At 68.4% G+C, this 26,159-nt stretch carries 22 protein-coding genes and 10 pseudogenes; 16 read left to right on the top strand and 16 right to left on the bottom strand.

Features of this window, described 5'->3' with window-relative positions; translation table 11 throughout:
* From SGFS_RS51175 to SGFS_RS51665, 3 genes and pseudogenes are all read left to right on the top strand, one after another.
* Nucleotides 1–806: pseudogene (locus SGFS_RS51175) on the top strand (LuxR family transcriptional regulator); the annotation flags it as partial.
* A gap of 171 nt (nt 807–977) precedes the next feature.
* On the top strand, nt 978–1,985 hold the full coding sequence (locus tag SGFS_RS51170) for a hypothetical protein (RefSeq protein WP_286259717.1): 1,008 nt from the start codon (nt 978–980) through the stop codon (nt 1,983–1,985).
* On the top strand, nt 1,871–2,218 hold the full coding sequence (locus SGFS_RS51665; RefSeq protein WP_350284066.1) for a response regulator transcription factor: 348 nt from the start codon (nt 1,871–1,873) through the stop codon (nt 2,216–2,218). Before SGFS_RS51170 ends, SGFS_RS51665 begins: the two co-directional genes overlap by 115 nt.
* A 355-nt stretch (nt 2,219–2,573) precedes the next feature.
* On the opposite strand, the gene SGFS_RS51165 is transcribed toward SGFS_RS51665, so the two are convergent.
* A complete protein-coding gene (locus SGFS_RS51165; protein ID WP_286259716.1) occupies nt 2,574–2,744 on the bottom strand; it encodes a hypothetical protein in 171 nt (56 codons plus the stop codon).
* 774 nt (nt 2,745–3,518) lie between these two features.
* Here SGFS_RS51165 and SGFS_RS51160 point away from each other — a divergent pair.
* The gene (locus tag SGFS_RS51160; protein ID WP_286259715.1) at nt 3,519–3,674 is read left to right on the top strand and encodes a hypothetical protein; all 156 of its coding nucleotides are present in this window, start codon (nt 3,519–3,521) and stop codon (nt 3,672–3,674) included.
* 217 nt (nt 3,675–3,891) lie between these two features.
* On the opposite strand, the gene SGFS_RS51155 is transcribed toward SGFS_RS51160, so the two are convergent.
* Entirely contained in the window at nt 3,892–4,251 is a 360-nt protein-coding gene (locus SGFS_RS51155) for a hypothetical protein (RefSeq protein WP_286259714.1), read from the bottom strand.
* Nucleotides 4,252–4,312: 61 nt separating this feature from the next.
* Between SGFS_RS51155 and SGFS_RS51150 the strand changes: the two are divergent.
* From SGFS_RS51150 to SGFS_RS51660, 3 genes and pseudogenes are all read left to right on the top strand, one after another.
* A pseudogene (locus tag SGFS_RS51150) lies at nt 4,313–4,718 on the top strand (transposase); the annotation flags it as partial.
* A 1,011-nt stretch (nt 4,719–5,729) separates the two neighbouring features.
* On the top strand, nt 5,730–6,089 hold the full coding sequence (locus SGFS_RS51145) for a hypothetical protein (protein WP_286259713.1): 360 nt from the start codon (nt 5,730–5,732) through the stop codon (nt 6,087–6,089).
* 372 nt (nt 6,090–6,461) lie between these two features.
* A pseudogene (locus SGFS_RS51660) lies at nt 6,462–7,585 on the top strand (MFS transporter).
* 326 nt (nt 7,586–7,911) lie between these two features.
* On the opposite strand, the pseudogene SGFS_RS51965 reads toward SGFS_RS51660, so the two are convergent.
* Nucleotides 7,912–8,339, bottom strand: a pseudogene (locus SGFS_RS51965) (ISAzo13-like element transposase-related protein); the annotation flags it as partial.
* Nucleotides 8,340–8,982: 643 nt separating this feature from the next.
* A complete protein-coding gene (locus tag SGFS_RS51120; RefSeq protein ID WP_286260447.1) occupies nt 8,983–9,408 on the bottom strand; it encodes a hypothetical protein in 426 nt (141 codons plus the stop codon).
* A gap of 259 nt (nt 9,409–9,667) precedes the next feature.
* On the opposite strand from SGFS_RS51120, the pseudogene SGFS_RS51655 reads away from it, so the two are divergent.
* Together SGFS_RS51655 and SGFS_RS51650 are read left to right on the top strand one after the other, a co-directional pair.
* Nucleotides 9,668–10,033: pseudogene (locus SGFS_RS51655) on the top strand (VOC family protein); the annotation flags it as partial.
* Nucleotides 9,955–10,278: a VOC family protein gene (locus SGFS_RS51650; RefSeq protein ID WP_350284107.1), complete on the top strand. Its 324-nt coding sequence runs from the start codon at nt 9,955–9,957 to the stop codon at nt 10,276–10,278. The pseudogene SGFS_RS51655 and the gene SGFS_RS51650, both read left to right, overlap by 79 nt.
* Before the next feature lie 193 nt (nt 10,279–10,471).
* Here SGFS_RS51650 and SGFS_RS51110 read toward each other — a convergent pair whose 3' ends face one another.
* From SGFS_RS51110 to SGFS_RS51095, 4 genes and pseudogenes are all read right to left on the bottom strand, one after another.
* Complete coding sequence (locus SGFS_RS51110; RefSeq protein ID WP_286259763.1) at nt 10,472–11,065, bottom strand: isochorismatase family protein; 594 nt, start codon at nt 11,063–11,065, stop codon at nt 10,472–10,474.
* Nucleotides 11,066–12,076: 1,011 nt separating this feature from the next.
* Entirely contained in the window at nt 12,077–12,217 is a 141-nt protein-coding gene (locus SGFS_RS51105) for a hypothetical protein (RefSeq protein WP_286247418.1), read from the bottom strand.
* Between the two features lie 292 nt (nt 12,218–12,509).
* Nucleotides 12,510–13,567, bottom strand: a pseudogene (locus SGFS_RS51100) (PP2C family protein-serine/threonine phosphatase).
* A gap of 25 nt (nt 13,568–13,592) precedes the next feature.
* Nucleotides 13,593–14,210 (bottom strand): PAS domain-containing protein, encoded by a 618-nt coding sequence (locus SGFS_RS51095; RefSeq protein ID WP_286259710.1) that lies wholly within the window; start codon nt 14,208–14,210, stop codon nt 13,593–13,595.
* An 818-nt stretch (nt 14,211–15,028) separates the two neighbouring features.
* Between SGFS_RS51095 and SGFS_RS51090 the strand changes: the two genes are divergently transcribed.
* The gene (locus tag SGFS_RS51090) at nt 15,029–15,337 is read left to right on the top strand and encodes a transposase family protein (RefSeq protein ID WP_286247422.1); all 309 of its coding nucleotides are present in this window, start codon (nt 15,029–15,031) and stop codon (nt 15,335–15,337) included.
* Here SGFS_RS51090 and SGFS_RS51085 read toward each other — a convergent pair.
* Nucleotides 15,300–15,557 (bottom strand): hypothetical protein, encoded by a 258-nt coding sequence (locus SGFS_RS51085; RefSeq protein ID WP_286247424.1) that lies wholly within the window; start codon nt 15,555–15,557, stop codon nt 15,300–15,302. The genes SGFS_RS51090 and SGFS_RS51085 overlap by 38 nt on opposite strands.
* Before the next feature lie 287 nt (nt 15,558–15,844).
* Nucleotides 15,845–16,030 (bottom strand): annotated as a pseudogene (locus SGFS_RS51645) (transposase family protein); the annotation flags it as partial.
* Between the two features lie 707 nt (nt 16,031–16,737).
* Here SGFS_RS51645 and SGFS_RS51080 point away from each other — a divergent pair.
* A pseudogene (locus SGFS_RS51080) lies at nt 16,738–18,007 on the top strand (MFS transporter).
* 518 nt (nt 18,008–18,525) lie between these two features.
* Here SGFS_RS51080 and SGFS_RS51070 read toward each other — a convergent pair.
* Together SGFS_RS51070 and SGFS_RS51065 are read right to left on the bottom strand one after the other, a co-directional pair.
* Nucleotides 18,526–18,759, bottom strand: coding sequence for a hypothetical protein (locus tag SGFS_RS51070; protein WP_434026096.1), 234 nt, complete (start codon nt 18,757–18,759; stop codon nt 18,526–18,528).
* A gap of 108 nt (nt 18,760–18,867) precedes the next feature.
* Nucleotides 18,868–19,524: a TetR/AcrR family transcriptional regulator gene (locus tag SGFS_RS51065; RefSeq protein WP_286247427.1), complete on the bottom strand. Its 657-nt coding sequence runs from the start codon at nt 19,522–19,524 to the stop codon at nt 18,868–18,870.
* A gap of 76 nt (nt 19,525–19,600) precedes the next feature.
* Between SGFS_RS51065 and SGFS_RS51060 the strand changes: the two genes are divergently transcribed.
* From SGFS_RS51060 to SGFS_RS51050, 3 genes and pseudogenes are all read left to right on the top strand, one after another.
* A complete protein-coding gene (locus tag SGFS_RS51060) occupies nt 19,601–20,293 on the top strand; it encodes an NAD(P)-dependent oxidoreductase (RefSeq protein WP_286247429.1) in 693 nt (230 codons plus the stop codon).
* 15 nt (nt 20,294–20,308) lie between these two features.
* A pseudogene (locus SGFS_RS51055) lies at nt 20,309–20,643 on the top strand (pyridoxamine 5'-phosphate oxidase family protein); the annotation flags it as partial.
* A 67-nt stretch (nt 20,644–20,710) separates the two neighbouring features.
* Nucleotides 20,711–20,872 (top strand): hypothetical protein, encoded by a 162-nt coding sequence (locus SGFS_RS51050; protein WP_286260448.1) that lies wholly within the window; start codon nt 20,711–20,713, stop codon nt 20,870–20,872.
* A gap of 94 nt (nt 20,873–20,966) precedes the next feature.
* Here the strand turns inward: SGFS_RS51050 and SGFS_RS51640 are convergent, their stop codons facing one another.
* The gene (locus tag SGFS_RS51640; protein ID WP_350284108.1) at nt 20,967–21,215 is read right to left on the bottom strand and encodes a hypothetical protein; all 249 of its coding nucleotides are present in this window, start codon (nt 21,213–21,215) and stop codon (nt 20,967–20,969) included.
* Here SGFS_RS51640 and SGFS_RS51635 point away from each other — a divergent pair.
* A complete protein-coding gene (locus SGFS_RS51635; protein ID WP_350283966.1) occupies nt 21,138–21,431 on the top strand; it encodes a hypothetical protein in 294 nt (97 codons plus the stop codon). The genes SGFS_RS51640 and SGFS_RS51635 overlap by 78 nt on opposite strands.
* A 318-nt stretch (nt 21,432–21,749) precedes the next feature.
* Here the strand turns inward: SGFS_RS51635 and SGFS_RS51630 are convergent, their stop codons facing one another.
* From SGFS_RS51630 to SGFS_RS51035, 3 genes are all read right to left on the bottom strand, one after another.
* Entirely contained in the window at nt 21,750–22,178 is a 429-nt protein-coding gene (locus tag SGFS_RS51630; protein ID WP_350283967.1) for a transposase family protein, read from the bottom strand.
* A 412-nt stretch (nt 22,179–22,590) separates the two neighbouring features.
* Nucleotides 22,591–23,145, bottom strand: a complete 555-nt coding sequence (locus SGFS_RS51040) for a tetratricopeptide repeat protein (RefSeq protein ID WP_286259705.1) — start codon at nt 23,143–23,145, stop codon at nt 22,591–22,593.
* Nucleotides 23,146–23,224: 79 nt separating this feature from the next.
* Complete coding sequence (locus tag SGFS_RS51035; RefSeq protein WP_286259704.1) at nt 23,225–25,546, bottom strand: alpha/beta hydrolase; 2,322 nt, start codon at nt 25,544–25,546, stop codon at nt 23,225–23,227.
* Nucleotides 25,547–25,768: 222 nt separating this feature from the next.
* On the opposite strand from SGFS_RS51035, the pseudogene SGFS_RS51960 reads away from it, so the two are divergent.
* Nucleotides 25,769–26,074, top strand: a pseudogene (locus SGFS_RS51960) (helix-turn-helix domain-containing protein); the annotation flags it as partial.
* Nucleotides 26,075–26,159: the final 85 nt, after the last annotated feature.

Genomic DNA, 26,159 nt, shown 5'->3' with positions numbered 1-26,159 from the left:
CCCTCGTCCGGGGCCACAACGACACCGTGACCGGGGTGCCGAGCGGACTCGCCTCCCTACTCCTGGAGGAACTGACCTCGCTGACCGTGGCACAGCGCCATACCATCCAGGCGGTGGCGGTCCTCGGCGACCATGCCACGCCCGCCATGGTGAGCCTGACGACCGGGACCCCCACGGCGGCAGAACTCGACGACTGCGTCGGTGCGCTGGCGCGGCGCGATCTGCTGCGCATGGGATCCGACGGCCGCTGGACCCTGCGCCACCCGCTGCTGCGGGCGTTGGTCTACGAGCACACCCCCGCACCCCGCCGCGCCGAGATCCACCGCACCGCCGCGGACGAACTGGCCCGGACCGGCGCCTCCGCCGCCGAACGCGCCCACCACGTGGAGAGGTCGCTGGTGGAATGGGACCCCGCGTCGGCCGCCGTACTGAGCGAGGCGGCCGCCCGGTTCGCCCACACGGCACCCGCCACGGCCGCCCACCTGCTGGATGTCGTCCTCCGGCTCATGCCGGACACGCCCACATACTCCAGGCGGCGCGGCGAGCTGACACTGGCCCGCGCCAGAGCGCTCGGTGTGGGCGGCAGCCTGCGGGAGAGCCGTGATCTGCTATACACGCTGATCAGCGGGCCCGGGCAGGACGACGCATCGCTGCGCGGGGATGCGACAGCGCTGTGCGCCATGGAACGCCACCTCGGACACTCCCGGAAGCGATCGCCCTGCTCCAGCGAGAACTGGTCCGCACTCCCGGTCCCGAGCCCCGCCAGGCGGTCTCCCTGGGACTCGCCCTGGGCATGGCCGCCCTGAACACCGTCTCCTACCCCGACGTACGAGACGACATCGCGAGAACGCTCGCTGTGGCCCGCTCCCACGGCGATCTCATGGAGAGATGGCGGCCCTGGCGCTGGGGCGCTGGGAGAGGCCTACGAAGGACAGGCCGCGGCGGCCCGCCGGTTCACCGATGCCGCCGCCGGGCTCGTGGACGGTCTGACCGATCCCACCTTCACGGAAGCGTCCGAGTCGCTGGTGTGGCTGGCCTGGGCGGAAGCCCTCCTCGAACGCTACGCCGACGCTGAACGCCACGCCGACCGCGGGCTGGACATCGCCCGCCGCAGCGGCCAGGTCCACGTCCTGCCCCACCTGCTGAGCGCCAAGGCCTTCGTACACCTCACCACCTGTCGGCTGCCGTCCGCCCTGGAGTCGGCCGAGGAGGCGGAATCCGTCGCACGAGCCATAGGCAGCAGCGATCTCCTGGCCTTCACGCTGTGCTTCAAGGCGCTGATCCTCCTCCTGCACAGCCCCCTGGGAGACACCGGAGCCCTGAGGACGGCGCAGGAGGCCGTGGCCGCGGCCGGCGGAAGCAGACACTGGTGGGCCTCGCTGGCCAGATGCGTGCTCGGCCACACGGCCCTCGTGAGCGGTGACCCGCACCGGGCACAGAACGCCATCCTGACAGCGGGCGGTCCCGAACTGCTGGACCTGCAGCCCTCGATCCGCCCCGGCCAGCTGGAAACCCTCGTCAACACCGCCCTCGCAGTCGGCAACACCGATCAGGCGGCGCGCTGGGCTGCACGGGCCCTCGCGGAGGCCGAACGGATGGGTCTGCGCGGTCAGCTGGGGGCGGCACTGCGCGCCGAAGCGGCGCTCGCCCAGCATCGGGGCGACACCCGCGCGGCCGCCCGCCTCTTCGAGCGCGCCGCGCAGGCGTACGCACCCTCCGGTGCGACGCTCTGGGAGGCGTACTCCATGCTCCTGGCTACTCCCAGGCACAGGCCGCGGGCGACGCCCCGCGCGCCGCCGCGATGTGGGAGCGGGCCCGCCGTCTCGCCGACGACGGCGGCGCACGTCTGCTGTCCGACCTGGCCGCGGTCGTGCGGCCACAAGACGTGGAAGCCTCGCGTAGGCCGACGGAACTGGACCGACTCACCGAAAAACCAACACGCACGGAAGAACCCCTGCGCACACCGACAGAGCTCGACCAACTGACCAAACGGGAAAGGGAGATAACCGAACTCGTCGCGCAAGGGCTGAGCAACCAGGCCATCGCGACGAAGTTGTACATCAGCTGCCGCACGGTCGAGAGCCACCTGTCGGCCATCTACCGCAAGACCGAATTGCCTTCCCGTTCAGCACTGGCGAGCCTCGCGACACGCGCCGCCCTCGACCGACGGTCCGAACCAACCCCGAACCACCGCTCGTTGGAACGAAACGACCGCTGAGCATGAACTTGCTGGCCGGTTTGGCCGGGGTGGGGTGGGGTCCTGCTCGCTTTCCACCTAGCAGTTCCACCTCGCAGTTCCACCCACCGTCGGCCATCTGCTGGCCAAGGGTCGCTCGACGACCCGCGCGACGTCCATGCCGAAGTAGGCTCCGAGCGCCAGGGACCGGCCGTTGACGCACGACTCCACTCCCCGGAGAAGAACAGCTCGCCGTTGTGCTCCCACTGGACGTTCTCGCGCACCAGACCGACGACGTGGCGCGCCGCCAACAAAATCCCCGCGTTGTCCGTTGCCGCAAGTCAGGCGACCTCGACCGGCTGAAGAGTGACCGGGTGGCCGAGTTGGTTGAGCCGGCTCACCAGCCGGGTCTGCCTGGCACGGCCGGCGCTCTGAGGAAATGAATGGAGGGTGCCAGGGCGACCAGGGCTCGCTCCTTGCCGCGGCCGACGGCTTGCGCGCCGTCCGGGTCGGCCTCTGGGATCAGCCGGTCGACATGGCCCTGCGGCTCCGGCCCGGCCGCAGTCATGCCCGCTGCCCCGCGGACCAAATACGTAGCGGATTACGTGTTTTCCCCGATGGCCCGCTCTCGCCGATGCGGCACCCTCGGATCACAGACCGTGACCGTCGGGAGACGAAGTGCGCAACGCGTGGATCTGGTTCGCGCTGCTGCTGGGCATCGCCCAAATTCTGTACTACACCCACAACGGCTTTCCCTGAACGGCCCACCGGCACGCCGCGAGGTGGCCTGAGCGCCGGCCCACGAGGCATCTGGGCTGCGGCTCCGGCAATTCGACGCCGCGACAACTGAGTATCGTGCTTCGCGTGCGGCGCAGCCTGCCCTGTGGCACCGGAGCCGTTGCATGACCACCGGCGTCATGCAGGACATCCCGAGGAGACACCACTCGTGAACATGGGACAACCGCTCGAGTTCCAAGCCTCATGCGGACACTTGCTGGCGGTGCCGAGCTACCGGGTGGGTCAGGACGTGCGCTGCCCCCACTGCCACCGGGTGGTTCCCGTGCCACCGCCGGAGGTGCCGTACGCCTCTGCTGTCCCTGTGCCCGCCGGTGCCCGGAACCGGCCGCTTTGAATGTCCTTTACGCCATACTCCTGCTGGGCGGCCTGGCAGGGGCCGCCCTCATCTACCTGGTGCTGTTCAACGAACTGTCGGAGTCTCAGCTGGTCACCTACACGCCGCTGTTTCTTTCCCGTGGTGTTCGGCCTGTACGGATTCGTCTCGCAGCGGCTGCTGCGCCTTCTCGCGGCAGGCCGGGCAAGAACACTCAGTGAGGCTGCCCACATGTCCATCGGCGTAGGAGGTTTCTGGGCCGCCTTGGCCATGTTTCCGTTCCTGGTACTGAAGTGGCGCAGCTCCCTGCTTGTCTCCATGGTCGCGGCGCTGTTCTGGGCAGTGCTGCTCTGGCTCTTCTTCGCGCTGGTCTTCCCGGTCCTCTGAGTACAAGGTGGCGCCAGGGTCTCGCCCGCGCTGCGGGCCGCGTCCAGGCAGTCCCCCGGCCGTGGCCAGTCCTGCTTCGAGCAGGAAGACGGCGACACTGTGGGCGTAGCCCAACTGGGTAATGGCGAGGGAGGAGTCGAAGTCGGCCGGAACGGCCCAGAACGTACCGTCATCGCCGTGCTCGGCCGCGGCCAACAGGCCGTCGGCACACCCCCCATTACCTTCTTCGTGGCTCCGCAACGGGGCCTCCGGCCTTCGGGTCCGGCATGACTTCCCCTCCCGTGTTGTTGATGATCCGGGGGGTGGTGTCACCGGGCCCGGAGGCATCGACGGACCGCTGATGTGGGGCTTGAGCACCGGCTTCACCCCGGCCGGAAGAGCTCTCCGTAACATGGATGTGGCAGCTCGTTGCCGTGGCAGGCCGGACGAGCCTGAGCGCAGGGGCCTGCACGTGATCGACACCGGCGGCATCGACGTCTTCCTCGGCCTGGACGTCGGCAAGGGCGAACACGATCGCCAAGCTGGAGATGATCGTCGGACGCGACGACGACCCGGCCGGCGAGGCCACCAGGGTCACCAACCTGCTCCATGGCCCGCTGACCCACATCCATCCGTCCCCGGAGCGGGTGCTCGAGGAACTCCCGGAGGCCCACCCTCTTTCCAAAGTCCTGACGTCCATGCCGGGAATCGGCGTCAGGACCGGAGCACGGATCCTCATCGAGGTCGGCGACGGCACCACCTTCCCCACCACCCACCACCTCGCCGCCCACACCGGCCTCACCCCGCGACCCGCAGTTCAGGCTCGTCGATCCACGGCGAACAGCCATCCAGGCGAGGAAACAAGCAGCTCAAGAGCGCTTCCGTCCCTCCGCGTTCACCGCCCTCAGCGACCCGGCATCGCGGGCCCAGTACGACAAGAAGATCACCCAAGGCAAGCACCACACCCAAGCCCTGCTGTGCCCCGCCCGCCGCCGGGCCGACGTCCTCTTCGCCATGCCCCACGACGGAATCTTCCACGAACCCCAGGCACCCGGAGCGGGCTGAAGGCAACCAGACCCGTCTGCGAGCGAAACCCCTACATCTTGTGAACCTCCACGAGAACCCCTCCGCAAGGACGGAGTCCAGGTGCTCCGCATGCGCACCGAACCATTGGCGAGTGTCGGCGAACGGTGCCGTCAGTTCGACGAGCACGTAATCCTCGGAACCATCAGTCGGCCCACCACAAACGCAGCAACGGAGGCGCTGGCTCACCACGCCCGTCCACTCTCGTCCGCCCCCGCCCACTGCCACCGTCTGATCATCAACATCCATGCGGCACATCGTTCCAGACGCCCTGAAGCAGAACCCATCCACCTTGGCCAAGACAGGGGCACCCCCCCACGCACGGTCCCGGAACACCTGCCGTCCGGTCGCCCGCCAGAAGCGCAGCTGGTTTCATCCGGCTCCGGCCACTCCGTGAAGCACGTCCGGTTGCCCAGCGCAGGGGCAGGGCCAAGGCAAGGCGTACGGCCCGCCGGCCGCGAATGTGGCTGACACTCCAGTGGCGCACTACGTGGTTCCACGGATGCAGCTTCAAGGGGCGATAGGCCAGCGTCAGCCAGGTACCGGGGGTTTGCGGTGCACGAGTCCGCGGGCCCGGCGAACCTCTCTGCGACCATCTGGGAGGAGAGCCAGAGATGAGCGACAACCAGCCGGCCCCATGCGGCGGGCAACTCCAGCAGGCCGAGGCACCGCAGGGGGTTCCGCCGCAGACCCCAGCGCCGGCGGCGGCAAGAGAAAGGCCGGCATCTTCATCGGCTCAATCGCGGTGCTCGCCGTCATCGGTATGGGTGTGTTCTTCACCATCGGTGGATCGGGCGACTCGCACATCGCCGATGACGGGGGCACAAACTGTCGGCGCCCCGGACGATCCTCGACGGGAGGTACAAGAGGGTCAGCGCCCAGAGCGACTCGCTGACGGAGAATGAGATCAAGGAATTCGAGTCGTGGGGGGTCCATGACCCCAGGGACGTCACTGCCGTCTACACCACGGAATCGGGCATCACCACGATCGCCGTGACGGTCTCGGGCTTCTACGGCACCATCGACGATCCGGAGAGGGCCGTCGACGCGATGTACGCCAAGCTGAAGGCGCAGTCGGAGAAGGATTCCGGCCACGGCAAACTCGTAGGCAGCCTGAAGGAGTTCAAGCCATCCGACTTCGAGAACGGCATCATGAAATGCCAGCAGACCGAGACCATCGACGTGGTGACAAAGACATACGCGTTCTGCATCTGGGGTGACCACAGCACGCTCAGCTATGTCACGTCGTACGACCCGGTCTCGCTCGGCGCCGTCTCTTGGAACTCCATGTCGCTGGAGGACGCCGCCGATCTGACCGCCAAAGTCCGCAAAGATGTGCGAGTCAGGGCCTGATTGGGCACCGCCGTATCGGGCCGCACCGCGCACCTCGGCAGAACCCGACCCACATGGCCGTCACCGAGGCAGGGCACCGAATCCGCATGGTCGCGTGGTCGCGTGGTCGCGTGGACTACGCGGTTTCACGGATGTCACTTCAAGGCGATCTGCCAAGGTCAGCAGGGTACGGGGGTTGCGGTGCACGAGTCCGCGGGCCCACCGAACCCCTCTGCGGCGCACCGGTGTTGCGGACGATCGCCTCGAAACGGTGGTTGCCCCAGAAGAGTTCGCGCACCGCGAGCAGCGCCCACTTCTCGCCCACCACGTGGAGCCCAGCGGCGGCGGAACAGGGGCGTCGGAACAGGGGCGACCGCGCAATGCGACCACATCATGACCGCCCATGCGGACAGGGTTGGCATTTCAAACTCGCCAGGCTACGTTGCCGCTCGTGATAGTTGGAGATTCAAACTCACTAGCTTTCGGGCGGGCCACCGTCTGGATCGTCTCGGTCGGCGTCTTCGTAGTGAACCTGGACCTGTTCATCGTAAATGTGGCGGTCCCGCCCTCAGCAGCTCCTTCGACGGTACCTCGCTCGCCTCGCTGTCCTGGGTACTCAACGCCTACGCGATCATCTTCGCCGCGCTGCTCGTCGTGGCCGGCCGGCTCGCCGACCGGTACGGACACCGCCGCGGCTTCCTCCTCGGACTCGCGCTCTTCACCGCTGCCTCCGCACTCTGCGCCGTCGCCCCCGGTGCCGGCTGGCTGATCGCCGCCCGGGCGCTGCAGGCCGCCGGAGCCGCCGCCCTCATGCCGACATCGCTCGCGCTGCTGCTCGACAACACCCCGCCCGAACGCCGCCCCGGGCCATCCGGGGATGGGCGGCCATCGGCGGTGTAGCGGCCGGTCTGGGGCCTGTGGCCGGTGGACTGCTCGTCGAGGCCGACTGGCGCTGGGTGTTCCTCGTCAATGTGCCGGTCGGCCTGGCCGGTCTGGTAGCCGGAGCGCGGCTGCTGCCCGACCCCCGCCCGGACCGCGAAGGACCGCTGCCGGACCTCGTGGGGGCTGCCCTGCTCACCCTCGGGATCGGCGCGCTGGCTCTCGGTCTGGTCAAGGCCGATGCCTGGGCTGGAGTTCGCCCGGTGTCGTCGGCGCACTCGCCGCCGTGGTCGTTCTCGGCGCGGCCTTCTGGCTGCGGTCGGCGCGCCCACGCCGCGCCGGTCGTCGAACTGCCTCTGCTGCGCATCCCTGCCTTCACCGCCGCCACCGTCGCGGCGCTGCTCTTCACCGTTGCCTTTGCCGCGATGCTGCTCACCTCCGTGCTGTGGTGCCAGCAGGTCTGGAACTACTCGGCGATCCAGACGGGCCTGGCGATCGCACCGGGACCGCTGGTCGTTACCGTGCTCGCCATGACCCTGGGACCGGTCGTGCAGCGATTTGGCGCGGGACGGACGGCCCGCACTCGGTTGCCTGCTGTTCGCCGGAGGTCTCGTCTGGTGGGTTCTCGCACTCGGTAGGGATCCGCAGTACTCGACCGCGTTCCTCCCCGGCATGCTGATCACCGGCATCGGAGTGGCTTCGCCCTGCCGACCCTGGTTGGCGCGGCCGCCGCAGCTCTCCCGCCGCACCGCTTCGCCACCGGGTCGGCCATCACCACGATGGCCCGCCAGACAGGTTCCGTACTGGCGTCGCGGTCACAGTCACTCTCCTCGGTGAACCCCGCACCGCCCACGCTGTACTTACCGGGTTCCGTCACGGCTGGACAGCGGCTGCGGCGGCCGCCGGGATCGCAGCCTTGGCGGCGCTCGCTCTGCGCCGACCCGCAGCCGCTACGCCTCAGCGCTCAGTGGGAAAGCCGGTCGCGGAGCCCGATAACGGTACGTACGGCGATGGCGCCTCGGGCCACGCCGCCGGTGGATCTACGACCCGGCGGCTGAGGAGGTTTTGAGTTGCCGTTCAGGGTCCTGCAGCGAACGCCCGCCTGAGGCAAGGCGGTCTGTTCGCCGGGGCCTGGCCTGGGGCGCTGTTGATCGCCGTCACGTCCAGCGGATGCTGGGGGTTGGGGGGTGCAGTTCCAGTCGCCGTGGAAGCGGTGCCGGGTGATCGGCAGGGCGGCGATCTCGTCGTCACTGATCTGGATGCCGGTGGGGTACGGGTTGGTGTCGAGTTCGGCGTGCACTGTCAGGCCGGTTTGGCGGCAGTCGCAACGATGCTCTCGACGATGACTCCATGTGTGGTCAGAGGCCTTCCACGCCAGTTCATGGTGATGTGGAGGTGACGTGGGAGAACCGCCTGTGGTGAAGTCGGCCAGAGCGCGGTCTCGTCTTTCGACCGAGCCCTTTCTCCGGGCCGCTTCCCGCACCCCGGCGTGCCACTCTCGCGGCACCGGGCGCTCCATAAGTCCCGTCCGGCTGTTGATGATTGTCTTCAACCGGCGGTTTGCCAGGGAGAAGGGATGGCTGTCCCTCGGCCGATGCGGGCGCAGGCCGGGGACCGGTAGGGTGCCGTGGCCCCCTACCGGCAGGCCGCCGACCACGGCGACGTACGTTCTGAGCGACTTGGGCACGAGGCGGGTACTCGAAAGGCTTTGGCCGTACGGCCTGGATCCGGACGGTACGCCGACGCCCCGATGGTGATCGCCGTAGCCAAGGTGGGCCACCACCGCCGCACACCGTCGGCCGGAGCACGGGCGCCTCCCGTTCCGGACGTGTGGCGCTGTCCCAGCGGCTGACCACGGCTCTCTCCTCCGTCGTCGCCCTGCGCCTGGTCCCCAGACTGGGCGCGCGTTCACGAAGGCCGACGACTCCCACACGCCCGCCGGGGGCGATGCCGTGGTGGAGGTCGTGGCGGGCACCACCCGGCACACGGTCGTCACCGTGGTACGCCTGCGCTGACCCGCGACAGGTCCATGTGGTCAGACCACGCACGAGCCCAAGCGGGGTGGGATGTGGGTGTCGATCCCGTCCTGCGTACAGCCGGTGATGTCGAACAACAGGCCATCCAGCGGACCGCCGACCAGTTCGGCGTAGGCGCGGCCGGGGCGTGGGCCGGGGTGGGGGTCGTCCGCGTCGTGGCCGTAGACCCGGCCGCGCAGCAGCTGCTCATCGTCGCTGTCCATGCCGTCCAGCCTCCCAGCCGCCACCGACAACGAGGGCTTGCCCAGGAACTCCTGGGCAAGCCCCGGACCGGCTGGGAAGGCTTGGCCGGGTCTGGCACGGAAGCGTCCGAGCCAACCGTCGGCCTTCGACGCGGGCGGCGCCTCCTGCTGCTCCTGGTGCTCGCGCTCGTCCTGTCCGGCCGGGCATGCCGCCTCGATGGCCCGCGTATCCACGCGTCGCACGCACACGCCCATCGCAGGCGCTGACCTGCCGTGGTCGACGCTACGCGCGGCGCGACCTGGCCCGGGTCAGGGTCAGGGTCAGCGAGCCTGAATTCGTACGCCTGCCCGATTGTGGATCACCTAAAGTACGCGGCATGACGCTGCAACTTGTTCAGGTGAACTTCAAGGCCCGGGACGACTCGGCGCTCGGCCGGTTCTGGGCGGAGGTGCTCGGCTGGGTCTTTCCAGCGAAGGGCCCGGCGTCACCAACCTGGAACCCGTGGGCTTCGACTGGCCGGACCCGTCCGCCGTCTGCATCGATCTCGTCCGCGTCCCGGACCCGGAGACGGTGAAGTACCGCGTGCACATCGAGCTCGCCACCACCTCCGACGCCCATCAGGCGGAGTTGGTCGCACGTCTGAAGGAGCTCGGGGCGACGCCCGCCGATGTGGGCCCGGGCGACGCGCCGTGGACGGTGATGGCCGACCCGGAAGGCAACGTGTTCAGCGTCCTGGAGCCCCGAGAGCTCTACCGGGACACCGGGCCGATAGCCGCCGTGGTTGTCGACTGCGCCGACCCAAGAACCATGGCCCGGTTCTGGGGCGAAGCAATCGACTGGACCGTCCACGAGCTGACCGACGACCGCGCCCTGCTGCGCTCCGTCAAGGGTGTCGGGCCGTACTTGGAGTTCCGCCGTACGCCCGACGACGAGTCGTATGGACCCGCGTCCATCTCGACGTGATGTCCGACCCCGTCGAGGATCAGGCGAGGGAGGTCGCCCGGCTCGAGGGCCTCGGCGCGATACGGGCGGACGTGGGTCAGGGTGACGTCTCCTGGGTCGTCCTGGCCGACCCGGCGGGGAACGAGTTCTGCGTCCTCGGCCGGGGCTGACGCGGAAGTCCGTCCGCGCCCTCATGGCGGTGCGCCAGCGCGCGGCGCCGGGCCCCGCCCTCCCCGGCCACCAACTCACGACAGCCTGCCCCACGCATACGGCAGGAAAGCCCTAGAAGTGCGCCCTGTCACTGTTTCTCGGCGGCAGGGCGCACCACAGTTCGCTCCGGTCCGGGCCAGGCCTGGTGCGGGACTACTGCGGTAGGGGTGCCTCGCCGGATACGGCGATACCTGCCTGGTGGAAGTCGTCCACGGCTGCGGCTGTCGTGTCGGGTGCGACTCCGACGGAGTAGTCCAGGCGTACCCGTGCGCGGAAGCCGGCCTTCACCGCGTCCAGCGCAGTGGCACGAACGCAGTGGTCCGTGGCGATGCCCACCACGTCGACGTCGTCGACCCCGTGGGTGCGCAGCCAGTCCGCGAGGGGGGTTCCTTCTTCGTCGGCTCCTTCGAAGCCGCTCTTGGATGCGCTGTGGGCGCCTTTGTAGAAGACGGCGTCGACCTTTCCGCCGGTGACGGCGGGGGCGAAGTGGGGGTGGAATTCGCTGCCTTCGTTTCCTGCCACGCAGTGGACGGGGAAGCTGTCCTTGAAGTCCGGGGTCTCGGAGAAGTGACCTCCCGGGTCGATGTGGTGGTCGCGGGTGGCGACGATGTACTGGTAGTCACGGCCCGCGGTCTGCTCCACCAGGTCGGCGATCTTGGTAGCGATCCGCGCACCGCCCTGTACGGGGATACTGCCTCCTTCACAGAAGTCGTTCTGCACGTCCACGACGATCAAGCCTCGGCTCACCATGGCCACCCTTCATCACGACGGAACACCCCCCTGCGTTCTACCGGCCCTCGCACGCCCCCGGGGACATAGGCGGCTGCGTTCACCCACACGGCCCATGGTCTTCACCGCAGGAACGATTCGCATTCGTCGAAGGCCATACCGCGCTCAGAGCCGGTGCCCTCTGTCTGGTGTCACCGCACCGGCGACGCGGCGGCGCCGGCCAGAGGCCCCGTCAGCCAGAGGCCCCGCCGGCCAGCTGCGGCGGGTTGGGCAGGTCGGTTCTGCGATGCTTCTAGCGCCCGGGCCTTGCAGTCGTCGCACAGGTACGGGTGGCTGTCCCCGCGGCCCCATTCGACCGCGGTGCCGGCCTTCCACCGGCCGTCGGTGAACTTGGTCCCGCAGTCCCCGCACACCGGGCACTGGGCCTCGCGTTCGGCTGCTTCCTGCGCTTGGCGGCGCCGCGCGGCTTCGGCGCGGCGGGCGAGGGTGGCATCCCGGCGAGGGTTGCCGATCGCGTCCCAGAGGTTCTGGCGTCCTCCCGGCCGAAGCGCCGGAACGCGGGCCCGCCACCCCGTGCTCCCGCAGCCGCTCCAGCGTCGTCGCCACGATCCGCATCTTCGCACCGCAGGAGTGGAAGCCACCCCAGCTGTTCCAGTCGCCCTGACAGTGCTCGCGGGTGAGTTCGGCGACCCGCTCCATCTCCTTCCATGCGGTCCGCTTGCCGACCTGGTGAAAGACGAGCAGGACCGGCCGGTGCGACGCGTCGCCCCACCGGGGATCGCGCGCACTCCAACGGGTGCGCCACATCGGCTTGTCCTGGCCGTCGCTGTCCTTCACCTTGCGGCGGAAGTGGCCCATGTACTTATCGAACTTCAAGGCGATGACCGGGGCTTCCTCGGTGCGGTCGTCGGCCTCGACGAACAACAGCGCCAGCCCGGCCTCCGGCCCGATGAGGACGATGTCGGCCCACGCACATCCCACGCCCGGGTTCTTCCACGCGCCCGTCGCCGGGAGGGCGACTTCGGTGGCCTAGGAGGTGATGGCGCCAATCCCGTCGGGCGCGGCCACACAGGCCCGGGCGGCCGCGGCGTCTTCGGCCGGCTCACCGGCCACCAGGTCCAGGCCGGGCTTCGGACGGATCATCGCAATCACGGTCTCGTTCACCGTCATCGGTCACCGTGGCCACCTCATCATCCGGACGGCGGCACGCCGCGAAAGTGCGTCGGCCCGGGCAGCGGTGAGCGCGGCGAGGGCCAAAGTGCCCACGTCCCACTCCCAGCGATGACAGGGGTCGGGTAGGAGAACTGCGTCCAGGCCTCCGGGCCGTTGGTCCTGCGGTCCCGCTCGGTCACCTGGCCGGTCGACATCCGCCGGAACATCCGCCGCTTGAGCAGTACTCCTGACCGCGTAGCCGGGCCTCGGCCACTTCAGGGGCGCCTCCTGCCGCCCGCTGAGATGCGGGTCACTCATTCTCGGCGCGCTGGCGGGCGGCGAGGATCGCGACGTCGTCCTCGTAGGCACCGTTGGCGAGGCGGGCCAGGAACGTGTCGAGCATGTCGTCCAGAGGGCCGTCCGCTGACAGGCTCAGCGACTCAAGCGCTTGCACCGAGACGTCGATGTCAGTACCGCGGCGTTCCACCAGCCCGTCGGTGTAGAGCAGCAGCGTGGTGCCGTGGTCCATTCGTACGGTGAACGATTCGTAGCCTCCGAGTCCGGTGCCGATGGCGGGCCGGCCGGGAGCCACACGATCTCGATGCTGCCGTCTGGTCGTAGGGCGGCCGGTGGTAGGTGCCCGGCGCTGGCCGCCGTGCAGGTGCCCGCTCGGGGATCCATGATCGCGAGAAGGCAGGTGGCGAGGCGGTCGAGGCCGAGCTGCGCCACCTGGCGGTCGAACTCGCCGAGGATCTTGTCGACGCTCGTGCCGGAAGCGGCAATGGTGCGTAGCAGGGAGCGGTACTGGCTCATGGCGACAGCGGCCTGGAAGCCGTGGCCCATCACATCGCCCATGACCAGCAAGGTGCGGGAGTCCGTCAGGGGGATCGAGTCGTACCAGTCGCCACCGACGAGGACGCTGCGGCCGGAGGGGATGTAGCGGGCGGCCACTTCCACGGCGGGGTGGGGGGTTCTGGGTTCGGACAGCAGAGCCCGCTGGAGTTCCAGCGCCATGGTGTGTTCGTAGCTGTAACGGCGCGCGCTTTCGATGGAGAGGGCGGCACGGTCGGCCAGCGCCTGGATCGTCACGAGGTCGTCGTCGTTGAAGGGCTGCGATGCTCCGGCCCGCCCCAGAAGGGTGACGCCGACCGGTCGGCCTGTAGTGATCAGGGGAGCGATGAGGAGCGAGTGGATGCCGGCCGCACGGAAGAGTTTGGTTCGTTCGGGTCTACGGTCACCTTCTGGAACAGCTCGTCCGAGGCCAGGTTGCCCAGCCAGAGCCGCCCGCTGTCCAAGCAATGCCGGGTGGCGACGCCCCGGGGAACGTCGACGTACGGTCCTGGTCCGCCCAGCTGATGCAGCAGCCATTCCATTCCAGGGGGCGCTGAACCCCTCACCTTGCGCAGCCGCAGAAAGCCCGGAGGAGGCGGAGGAGCACTGGTGAACTCCTCCTCGACGATTCCCACCGCGGCCATGTCGACCAGCGAGGGGCCAAGAGGTCGACCAGTTCCTGGCACGTGGTTTCGATGTCGAGTGTGGTGCCGACGCGCGTGGCTGCGGCATCCAGCAGGGCAAGCCGCTGATGCGCGGTCTCCAGGTCGTCCAGATAGCGGCGCAGGTTACTGATCTCCACGCCGATCCCGCACAGACACACATCCCCTTCCGGCAGATCCACCCGGTGATAGACCGCTCGCCAGAGCCTTTGCCCCAGCGGCGAGGGGACTTCCGTCGTTCCTGAGATGGTTGCCTCCCGGGGCTGCCCGTCCGCGAGTACCTCGAACAGGACGTCGTCCGGGCGCTGGAGGTCCGGCAGCACTTCCCCGAGCGTTCGTCCCAGGAACGCGGCGGCGGGCACGCCACTGGCCTTGACCCATGCCGGGTTGACGTACAGATGGCGCAGCCGCGCGTCGAGAACGACGACGGGGGCCAGCGTCCCCTCTACAAGCTGACGCGCCGGAAAGCCATCACCTTCCGGAAAGCCATCACCTTCCGGAATGTGCCACTGCGGCATGGGGCCCTCACCGTTCACAGGTTCCCTCTCGCTGTCTTCACTGGAGCCAATCCATACCCCGTCGATGGAGAGACCTCTCGCGGTGAGGTGAGCTTCCTCCACGCGCGTTAAATGCGGGGCATGCACGTCAGAGGCCGGCAGAGCCCCGTTGGGCGTTGGCGACACAATCGCAAAGGGCATACGGTGATGGATGGCTCGAGGTCCTGGCCCGGACCCTGCACGGCCTCCTGTTCACCCCGGGACCGAGACCTGCGCGGGGATAAGGCGACTACCGAGGACCGATGATGGGCGCTTCGCAGAAAGGGGATCCCCAAGTCACCATGAACAATCCATCGCCGCGACTGCTGGAGGTACCCGTGGTCCGGCCGTTCGTCTTAACCGGAAGTTTCTTGTTCATCGGAATTTTCTGCCACTATCTCATTCCGAATTTCACGGGTGTTCGGTCCGAGGCCTTGGCGCCCATGAGCCTCGGACTTGTTGTGTCCGCAGGATATTTTCTGGGATGGCCGTCGATGCTCGCCCTCGGAACGAATCCTGCATCGCCATGGACAGATGTCATGGCGGCAATCACGGAGGCGACAGTTCTCTACTGGTTCGGGGTGGTCACCAACATGCCGTCTGTGACTTCGAAGGCTCCAGAGGCTTCCGATCATGCCTACTCCCCGTCAGCAGCCCGATGAGTTGCGCGAGCATGCGACGACGCCGGCGGCTGAAGCCCAGGAGCGCCGCGGGATTGTGCCGGTACGCTCCGCCATCACCGGGCTGTCGGCGAGGTGCGGCCCCTGCTCGCTGAGCGGGGGTGCGCAATCAGCCCCGACGTGCGGCTGCGAAGCCTGGCCGAGGTCGTGGACCATCTCGGCGCGACCGGGAAGACCGGCAATATCGACGGCACCAAAATCCGGGTCCGCCGTCCGGCCCTCGGACGCAGAGACCGGGACAAGTTCATCTCCGGCAAGAGCAAGCAGAACGCCGTCAAGACCATGGTGGTCACAGACGAGGACGGCAGGGTGCTGTTCTGCAGCCCGACCAAGCCCGGCAGCTGCGCGGACATCACCCACGCCCGTCAGTTGGGGCTGGTCAAACCGTTACTCAGCCGGTGGACGCGAAGTACTTGCACGCGATCGTAATGGTGCAGTAGCGCCGGAACTCGTTCTGAACTGTCAGACAGGCAGAGTGGGTTCCGAACGGCCCCTGCCATTTCAGGCTCTGGACGCCGACGCTCCCCCTGTAGTCAATCTGCTGCACCGTCTGTTCGCTGGCGTGCGCGGTCGCAGCGGCGCCGGTAATAGCGCTTGCGGCAAGCACCAACGCCGCCGCCGCTGTCGTCTGCATGATTTTCCTGAACATCGGTTTCCCCTGAACGAGTCACCAGAAGTGCGATACCGGTTCGCCGCAGACCCGGGTTCCGGTTTCGGGTTTCGGGTTTCGCTTGTGCTCGACTCGGTGGTAGGGGCGACTCCTTTCGGTCTGGGTCGAAACAAGACATAGCCCGGCGTGCCACCGCAGCAGGCGACGGTCGGACTTCCCCTTCGGGCGGCGGACCGGGACGCGTGTATCCGATGCCGGCGCCGATGTATCCCTTGTCGGCCAGGGTGGGCAGGCCGTCTGCGGCTGCCTTGCAACAACGCGGGCAGGACGTGCAGCCGGGCGGCGGTGATGTCCGGGGTGGAGCCCGCCTCGACATCGGAGACCCACAGCGGGGTGCCGTCCGGGGCGGACAGGAACTGGACGTTGCCGCCGAAGCTCTTGTGTTTCCGGCTGAACCACAGGTCGTTGCCGTTGTCCCGGGTGCCGGCCAGGCGGTCGCTCTCGATGAGCATGCCGTCGAGGATCACGTGACTCTCTCCTCCTCGCGGCAGCGGTCCAACACCTCGTGCAGATCGGGTGCTTGGGCCGCGAGGATGTCGATGCCCTCGTGCAGGTAGCGATAATGGTGGCCTGGGAGATGCCAGCGTCCTTGGTCAGGCAGTGCACGCAGCCCCGCTCACGGAACCAGCGCCGCACGAGGACCGCCTGCCGGAACGTGCCCAGTGCCCGCGAGCCCCGCGGGGTGCCCAGACGACGGCGACGCGCGGCAAGCAGCCGGGAGAGGTGCACCACGATGTGGCGCGGGACATCGAGCGTGGCAGCATAGGTGACCAACGTGAAGCCTCTGGTTCAGCGGACGATCTTGTGGTGAGAACCGCCCTACCAGGGGTTTCACGTCTCTCGACGATCGGGGCCCACCTGCCCCACCCGTCCCGAATCGAGCGGTTCACATAGCTTCGCGAAGATCATTTCTCAGTGACGAGGTCTGGGATTTCCCTGACTTCACGCCCACGCTGGCTCCAAGATGTACGCAACCGTCTCCAGAAGATGCGCGCTACCGTCTCCAGCATTTGACACCCGCCACCGGGGATGGCCGCGGCGCCGGCAACGGTTCCCGGATGGCCGGCCCAATATCCTGCGCGAAGTATGGACTGGAGGTTCCGGTCGGCGGCGGAGGCCCAACACCAATGATCACCGGAGTAACCAGGGAGCCCGCAGCATGACCGGCACCACGGAGGCCCTTGGCGGGTCGGCTGCAGTCGGCAATGCAGCACGAAGTGTCACGCGCCCGTTCTACGTATACGCCGTGCTCACCAACTCGCTGTTCCAGCGCGGCGTATTCGTCATCTTCCTTTATCAGCGCGGCTTCTCCGCCGCGCAAGTGGCCCTGCTGCAGACACTGCTCTACCTGGTCAGCGGACTTGCTGAGTTGCCGACGGGAGTCATCGCCGACCGAATCGGCAGGCGTGCCAGCATCGTGACCGGCCAGATGCTGATAGCTGGATGTCTGCTCGGTCAGGTGGCGTTCTCCAACTACTGGGTGTTCCTGGCGCTGTTCATCGGGCAGGGTGTGGGCATGGCATGTGTGTCCGGTTCGGACACCGCCCTGCTGTACGACCTGCTCGTGCGTCGTGGTGCAACGGCCAGCTACATCAAGATCAAGTCCCGGTTCACCATGCTCGGGACGGTCACCTCGGGAGCCGCCATCGTCCTCGGCGGCCAACTGCAGCAGATTTCCTGGGGAGTCGTCTACGTCGGTTCGGCGGCGTGCCTCGTCCTGGCCGTGGTGGTGCTGATATCAAGGGTGCCCGAGATCCGCGGCGCGGACGCGGTGGACGAGCAGGAGGGAGCCGAGGAGGAGCACGGCGACGTCACAGCATGGCGGGCGATGCTTCGGGTCGCCACACCGGCGCTCGTGACGCTTGTCGTGGTGTCCGGATTGATGCATGCGACTTTGACGCCGTACATCATTTTTACTCAGAAGACCCTCTCCGATCAGGGAGCGGGCACCGCATTGGTCAGCGTGGTCATAGCGGCGGGATTCATCGCCGGCGGGCTCACTCCGCTGCTGTCGGACCGCGCGGACCGGCGCATCGGGTATCGGATCATAGTCCGGTGTCTCTCCTGACGCTCGCCGCGGCACTCGGCCTGAGCGGCCTCGGCCTTGCCTGGGTCACCATCGCCGCGTTCCTGGCCCTGGCCGGGATTCCCGAGATCACCGCCGTGATCGTGGACAACGTGTTCAACGAGGCCGTGCCGTCGCGCCACCGGGCGAGCCTGCTGTCGATGATCGCATTCGTGGAGTCGGCGCTCATCGGCATCGGCTATCTCGTCCTCGGCGCGCTCATGGACGGGATGGGCTCCAGTGTGGGCATGGCAACCTACGCCGCAGTCCCCTGCTGGCATGTCTCCTGTGGCTCCCGGTGCTCTTCCGAGGGGCACGGGTGGCCACCGAGACCGAGAAGCCCGCCGGCCAAAAGGCATCCTGAAACAGACCATCTCGCGCAACGTCCTGCCCGATGGCAGGGGCGCTGCTCGTTGACATGTCGCTCCCAGTCAGCGACGGAGCTGTCATCGCGACGATCAGCGCCAAACGGGATGGGAAGAATCGCGCCACTGAGAAAACCTCACTGATACAGATGCGCGAAACAGAGGCCTGGTTGCACGGGAGTTGTGGCTCGGGTGTGAGTAGTCGAGGTGCAGGAAATCCCGGTGCGAACGATCATGCTCGGCTGGCGCACCGGCCGGAGGCTCTGCTGGAGTTCGCGGAAAGATCGCTGGACGGGCGCCGGTGCTGGCTACGGTCCGCTTCGTGCCGGTGGTGGGCAGCGTCGCCGACGCATCCCGTGCTCCTCGGTGCCCGTCCCCGCGGAGGCGGGGATCAGGCGATCAGGCGATCAGGCGATCAGGTCGAGGGTGGACTCGACGGAGTTGAGCTGGGCCACCATGCGGCGGCCCCACTTGTCCTCGGGGGCGAGTGGCGCGTGCGGGGTGACCGTGCCCGTGATCAGCCTGCGGATCTCGGTCGGCTTTCGTGGATCACTCCCACCTCGTACGCCTGCAGGACGTCGCCGTCGGCGGTGAACTGGTAGCCGTCGGCGCGTGTGCAAAAGAGGGGCCGCCAGCCCTTCTTGGCGATGACGTCGCGCAGCATCGCCAGCCCTGAGCGGACTTGACTGCAGGTCAGCTCGGTGGCCAGCATCAGCTGCGGCATGTGCAGGTCGGCAGGGCTGGCCGACATCAGCACCCGCCAGAGGGCCTCGGCGTACTCGCGGGCGGTATCGCCAAAACTCCCTGCACCGCTACCTACAGGGGTAGCCGCACCGGATGTGTTGAGGTGGTCAGGTGGTCAAGGCCGGACGGCGCCTCCACCGGAGAATGGCGAGCCCTGACGGCCCGCGCTGGTGGTTGCCGCGGTGCGCGGCCTCGGGGTCAGTGCCGCGCGCAGCGCCGGGGTGAGGATGCGGCGGGTCTCGGACGGGGTGAGGGCGGCTAGGGTCGGGAGCGGGTTGAGGTAGCGGGTGTAGATGAGGCCGCCGAGGATCGTCACCACGGCCGTGGCGCGGGCGGTTGCGTCCCGGCCGCCGAGAAATTCAACAAGCCGGGCCATCAGCTCGCGTTCCAGGTATTCGCGGATCACCTCGGCAGCCTCCTCGCTCTGGGTGGTGAGCTGTAGGAAGTCGGCGTCCTCCCACAGGTCCGTCACCGCGTCGATCAGGCGGTCGGGGAGGGTGGCCGGGTCACCGCCGAGGACTTCGTCCACCGCCAGCGCATTGGCGCACTGGAACTGCATCACGTCCGCGAACAGGCCCTTCTTCGAGCCGAAGTGGTACGCGATCAGCGCCGGGTCGACCCCTGCGGCTCCGGCCACCGCGCGCAGAGTGGTGCCCCGATAGCCGCGCTCCAGGAACAGCGCCCGGGCCGCTGAGACGATCGACCCGCGGGTCGGCGGGTTGCCGCGGGGGCGGCCTCGGGTGCGGGCGGGGGCAGGGGCGGCGTTATTCATCAGCGTTGAGCCTGCTTTTCGTGATCGGCACAGTCAAGGGCGTTCCGGCAACCACACGAAGGGATGACCCGACGCCATGCGTATCGCAGTCTTCGGTGCCAATGGACCCACCGGCCGCCACCTCACCGACCAAGCCCTCGCTGCCGACCACGAGGTCGTCGCCGTGACCCGCCGCCCCAGCTCCCTCCCCACGCGGCCCGGCCTCGCTGTGGCCGTCGCCGACGCCACCGACCCGGCGGATGTCGACGCCGCGATCGAGGGGACGGACGCCGTCCTCTCCGCATTGGGCGCGCGCTTCAGCAAGGAGACCATCACCACGTACTCGGCGAGCGCCACGGCCATCACCGGGGCCATGGCCCGCCACGGCATCAAGCGGTTGCTCGCCGTAAGCTCCAGCATCGCCGACCCGAACTGGCGTCCCACGGGCGCGCACTTCTTCAATCATGTGCTCGACCCGCTGGTGAACCGACGCCTCGGCCGCACCCTCCACGAGGACATGCGCCGCATGGAGGCCGTGATCCGTCAGACGGACCTCGACTGGACCTTCGTCCGGCCCTCAGGCCTCTTCGAGCACCCCGTCGTCACGGACTACCACACCGCCGAGACCAGCGCCGACGGCGTCTTCACCGCCCGTGCCGACCTCGCCGCGAGCATGCTGCGCGAGCTGGAGGAGCGGCGGTACGTCCGTACGGCCATGGGTGTCATCACCACGGCCGTGAAGCCGAACATCGCCAAGCTGATCTGGAACGAGGGCGTGAAGAAGAAGTGAGCGAATGTCGAACTCTTGGCCGCCACACGGGCGTTCCTCACTCGCGCCCACTCGGCCACCCTCACCACCCTCCGCCCCGACGGCACCCCACACGTCACCCCTGTCCGCTTCACCTTCGACGCGGCCACCGGCCTGGTCGGGTGACCACCTGGGCGGGAGCGCGCAAGGCCAGGAACGTGGTGGCGGGCGGCCCGACGGCCCGTGTCGCGCTCTGCCAGGCGGACGGCTTCCGTTGGGTCACCCTCGAAGGCCGGGCAGCCGCGACCGACGACCCCGGGCGCTCGGCCGAGGCGGCCCGCCGCTACACCGTCCGCTACCGCGCGGCGCCGCCCGCCCCGCTGGACGTTACGCCGCCTGGCCGGCCTCCAGCCCGAAGTCCCCAAGCTGCTCGCCGCGTTCGAGCCGGGCCCGGGCGCCATGACCGACCAAAAGGCCGTGGACTGGTGCGAGGAGAACATCGCCGGCCTGGAGGTATCCCGCCACGGCCGCGCCGGCCACCACTCCCCGGAGGATCGCCCCGAGGAGCTGGCCGCAGCGATCAACGCCTGGGCCGACCGCCACGGGCTGGCGCGCCAGTAGGTGTCCTCGATCACGATGGTGCCGATCGTCCCGCGGCCGGCTCGGCCGCCACTGACGGATGTACGCGCCGCGATCGCCTTCACCATCAAACGCCTCAGCGAACGGGACCTTTCGGACGCCGCCTCCCGGGCAGCTCTTGGAAGCCCAAAAACCGCCCCATGTGGTCCAGCCCCAGATAGTTCGGCACGCTGAAGATCGCGGTGTGGATGCCCAAAGAGCGCACGAAGCGCTCCTCGGGGCCGAAGACCAGCGCTCTGGCCCGCGAGTGCAGCCTGTCTGCGCCGACCAGCAGGTCGAACCGGCGCGGCGGCCCGCTCCTCAGTCGGCCCTGCTCGTGCCGCACGGCATGCGGCACATCGACTGGCGCCTGGCCGCCCTGGACGGCCTAGGGCTGGACGCCAACACCTGTACGCACGCGGCCGTCACCCTCTTCGGACATGGCCGAGGCCAGGCGGTCGACGCGGAACCCCAAGCACGAGCCGGCCAGGCCAAGCCAGGCCAGGCCAGGCCAGCCGCATCACCGCAGAGCAGTGGATGGACACCCAGCACGACCGCATGACCACCCTGCCGGCCCAGGGCCGCCTCCCCCATTTCGCTTCCGTCACCCCTGAAGCCGACCTCTCGTCCACATCGCTGTACCGGTTCGGCCTAACAGTCCTGCTCGAAAGCCTCGCAGCACGAATCAACGCGGTGACACCAATGACACCGTGGTCTGAGACACCCTCAGGTGCTGCGCCGAATGGGGCAACAACGCCATGTCTGTCAAGAGGCCCCTCATGCTGCAGCCCCGGGGTTCAGAACACCTACTTGGTTCAGAGAAGAGCAGCAGGCCGTCCAGCGGGCCGCTGACCGGTTCGGCGTTACTGAATTCGGCTCGTCAGGGTGAATCATCGCGAAGTCCCTGAAGGTCTTCGGGTGGTGGCTGTATTCCGTGGTGTGTGAGGTATGCGGATGGGGGTGATGGGGATCTCTGAAATCCGGTCAGTCCGGTGCTGGAGCGGCGGTGCCGCTCGGACAGGCCCGGCACCTGCTCGACGAACGTCTTGCGGGAACAGTTCTTCCGATCACAGAAGTACCGACGGACCCGCAGCCGGACTATGACTCGGCGTGGCCCCAACGGCCTTTCATCCAGGGATCGTTGATACGTGCTATGCATGCGCCTCGCCTGTTTCCTGCAGTCTGGGCACCGGCCCGGGCGAGCGGTGGACACGGCCTCCACCACGAGGACATCGGAGGAGTCGGTGACGCGCTCCACTCGCACATCGATCCCGGGAAACAGCACAGCCTCGACCGTCTTGCTTGCCATGCCGGGACATACTCTGCCGAAACGATCCCTCGCTCACCTCCCTGACCTGGGGATTCACGGAACTGCGGACAGAGCCCTGAAATCGGCCAGTGCCGCTCGTCGCCCCACTCGATCCAGCGCTCAACGGAGTGGGGTTTCAGCGAGCGGTGCGCGCGTCGGCCGGAGCCACCCACTCATGGAACATGCGGGCCGTGCTGGCCGGTCAAGGGCGCCTCGGCGACCCTGCACCCTGGCCTTCGGCCACGTTGGACAGTCCGTCCCGCTCCTGGACCCGGCTGGCTGTCGGGCGGCCCCTTCCTTATGGCGTCCGTCCAGGGCCACCGCCGAATTTGTTGACCTGGGGTATTGGCAGTGGGGTGGCTGCTCTTCTACCGCCGTGAAGCCGATGGCTTCCCGGGATGAGAGGGTGCCGTCAGCCGTTGGTGTCCAAGCCCTCGCCGCTGCGTTCCTGCCAATGGGCAAGGGCATTGCGGGTCTTGAGGGTGTGGGGGTGGTCGGGGCCCAGTACCCGCAGCCGATCATCCAGCAGCTCGGCAAACGCCGTCACAGCTCCCGCCACATCGCCCGCTTCCCCTTGCGAGCGAGCCAGGTTGTGGCGGGCGGCGAGGGTGTGGGGGTGGTCGGGGCCCAGCACCCGCACATAGTCATCCAGCAGCTCGGCAAACGCCGTCACAGCTCCCGCCACGTCCCCCGCGTGGCCTCGCCAAAAAGCCAGGTTGTGGCGGGCGGCGAGGGTGTGGGGGTGGTCGGGGCCCAGCACCCGCACATAGTCATCCAGCAGCTCGGCAAACGCCGTCACAGCTCCCGCCACGTCCCCCGCGTGGCCTCGCCAAAAAGCCAGGTTGTGGCGGGTGAGGAGGGCGTCGGGGTGGTCGGGGCCCAGTACCCGCAGCCGATCATCCAGCAGCTCGGCAAACGCCGTCACAGCTCCCCCCGCATCCCCCGCCTCCCCCCGCCAAAAAGCCACGTCGTGGCGGGCGGCGAGGGTGTGGGGGAGTCGGGGCCCAGCACCCGCACATAGTCATCCAGCAGCTCGACAAACGCCGTCACAGCTCCCGCCACATCCCCGCTTCCCCTTGCGAGCGGGCCAGGTTGTGGCGGGCGGCGAGGGTGTCGGGATGGTCGGGGCCGAGGTGGTGGCGAGTAGTGCCGGCCAAGTACTGGTAGTACGTGACGGCGGCGGTGACCTGACCGAATTCGCCGAAGCTGCGGCCGGTGCGGTTCAGGATGTCGTGGGCGCGGGGCTGGTGGAGGGCGGCTTCGGCGTGGGTGGCGAGGACGGTGGCGCCTGCGCGCAGGGTTTGGGCCAGGACGGTGTCGCGTTCGACGTCGGGCCAGGCCGCCATCAAGGCGTCAGCGGCGGTGCGTGCTGCATTGTGGTACTGCTCCGTGGTGAGGGTGTCGCGGACGGCGCGCTGGATCAAAGCGTGGATACGAACCTCACGGTGGGACACATCTGGGGTGTGGTCGATCAGGCTCAAACGGTGCAGCACCCGCAGTCCTGCGGTGACCTCCCCCTCCGTGACCTCCCTCGTGGTGGCGTCGCCGGAGGCGGGGTCGTGCAGGGGAAGGCCAGCGGAGCTGGCTCGCTCTTGGGTCAGGTAGGTCAGGGCGGGCGAGGTGGCCAGGACAGCGGCGGGGATGCCGTTCGGATCGAGGAACGCGGCCAGATGGAGAAGCAGCGGAGCCAGCCCGGCCGGGCGCATCCGGCCAGCGCGCCCGATCGACAAGTCCCAGGCGGCGGCCATTTCTTGCGTGTGGCCGGGCGGCAGCGGCTGCGGGCTGGCCTCGGCAAGCGAACCCGTCCGGTCGGCCAGCAACACCCGGTAGTCTGAGACGCCCATATCGGCATCCGCCATAAATGCGGCCGCTTGAGACAGGGCTAGCGGGAGACGCCCCAGATCCTCCGCCAACGCGGCCAACTGCTCTGCGGGTTCACTGCGGCCGTGGATAGCCAGCACAGCACCCAAGTAGGACACGGCTTCAGCCTCGGTGAACACACCGACGTCGATGCGGGTCCGGCCGTCGTGGGCGAAGGCCGCGTCGCGGCGCCGGGTCGTGATCAGGGTCCGCCCGTGCGGGCTGGCGGGGGGCCAGAGTCCTTCGAGGTCGGCGGGGTCGGAGACGTCGTCCAGCACGACCAGCCACCGGTACACCTCCTGTCCGGCTTTGGGCTCCAGCCACGCCGTGAACGCCTCAGCCGCCGCCTCCAGGTCGCCCGGCTGCGCGCCCGCTATCTCGATGCCGGCCCGGCCCAGACCCACCACCAGGGACGTACGGTCGGCCGCGGTCACCCACACCAGCAGGTCCACCTCACCACCGGTCAGCGCCGAACGGGCATGGTCGGCGGCGAGCTGCGTCTTGCCGACCCCGCCCATCCCCGACAGCACCTGCCCACGGTCCGGCCCCTGGACACCTTGAGCCGCTGCGACCTGGCCGAGCACGGCCGTGCCACCGCCGGCCACCGGCCGGCGCAAGCGCGCTCGTTCCGCCCGGTCCTGGAACGCCCCCGCCGGCGGCGGGATCACCCCCACCTGGCGAGGCCGGACCACCTCCTCCAGGCCGGCAGAACGAGCCGGGCCGTCGGGAGCCTTTCCGGGGGGCTGGTCCGCTGCGCTGCGGGCCGAGGCGGTTTCGTGCAGGTGGCGGCGCAGGGTGGTGAAGGTGCGGTGCTCGGGTGTGACGGCTTCGAGGATGCTGAAGTGGTCACCCGGCAGAGCCGCGGCGTCGCTGAAAACGGACCGGGCGGATTCCACCGACACGATGCCGTCGCTTTCCCCGGCGTAGACGAAGAACGGGACGGGGCAAGTCCGGTCGGTGATCGCGGTTGCGCGCAGCACCTGGTTCACGATGACCCGCCGGGTCTCGGCGACCTCCTTGTTCAGCGGCCGCAGCTCTCGCTCTTGCGGATTCCTGCCGCGGCGTCCGAAGACGGCGTGGCGCAGCGAGCGCAGCAGCTCCGAACCGTCGTTGGGGCAGGCCAGCATCACCACCCGCCGGATTCGGGCCAGCTCCGAACCGTGTCCATCGGTGAGCATCCGCGCCAGATACCGCTGCACGACCAGCCCACCCATGCTGTGGGTGATGATCACCAGATCATCGAACGGGCCGCCCTCGGTCCGCAGATACTCCTTGAGGCTGTCGGCGATCGTGCTGATCTCCGGGAACACCCGGATCCCCAGCGGACCCCACTTCGCGACCCCTGTCGCATAGTGAAACGACAGCAACCGCACGGCGCCTAGCGACTGGTCCTGCTCGATGCGCTCCTGCACGTGCCCCCAGGTCTCCGGACCGGAATTGAACCCGTGGACCAGCACCACACCTAACTGTCCGTCCCCCACCAGCGCGCTCCCCTTCTGCACCTCCACGCACTGCACACGTTATCCGCCGCCCCCCGACGACTGCTGCGGAACCGCACAGATGCCCAGGAAGCCGCAAGCCAGCCCAGAGAACACCACATCATTCCGTCACCCGCGAACCACCATTTCGTCGATCCCTCTCCACGGGTCAGGTGCCAGATGGGTGGGGAGATCCACTGAGCAGGTGTGGGGTCGCCCCGGAGCCGGGGGTGGCCGCTTTCAAAGAGTGCCATCAGGGGTGGGCTGACCGCTGCGGGACGTCGGCGCCGGGAGTCGGTACGGCTGCAGGCGGCCGAGTTGTTCGAGCAGGGGATCAAGCCGTCGGAGGTGGCACGGTGCCTGCGGGTGAGCTTGAAGTCGGCCTATCGGTGGCAGCAGTTGTGGCGGGACGGCGGCGTGCAGGCTCTGGCCTCCCGTGGCCCGAGCGGATCGCGGTGTCGTCTGTCCCCGCGTTGTCTGGAGAAGCTGGCCGGGTATCTGGAGCAGGGGCCGGCCGCGCATGGCTGGGTGGAGGACCAGGTGTGGACCGCGGCGAGGAGCGTACCGGGCTGGCGGAGTTCTCGCCGGAGAGGTTATGCAGGAGGAAAAATGTACCCACAGGCAGCGGCGATAACAGACAACT

The organism is Streptomyces graminofaciens (assembly GCF_030294945.1).
Classification (GTDB): domain Bacteria; phylum Actinomycetota; class Actinomycetes; order Streptomycetales; family Streptomycetaceae; genus Streptomyces; species Streptomyces graminofaciens.
Note: the sequence above shows the minus strand (reverse complement) of the source record. Positions and strands in the feature narration are given on the sequence as shown.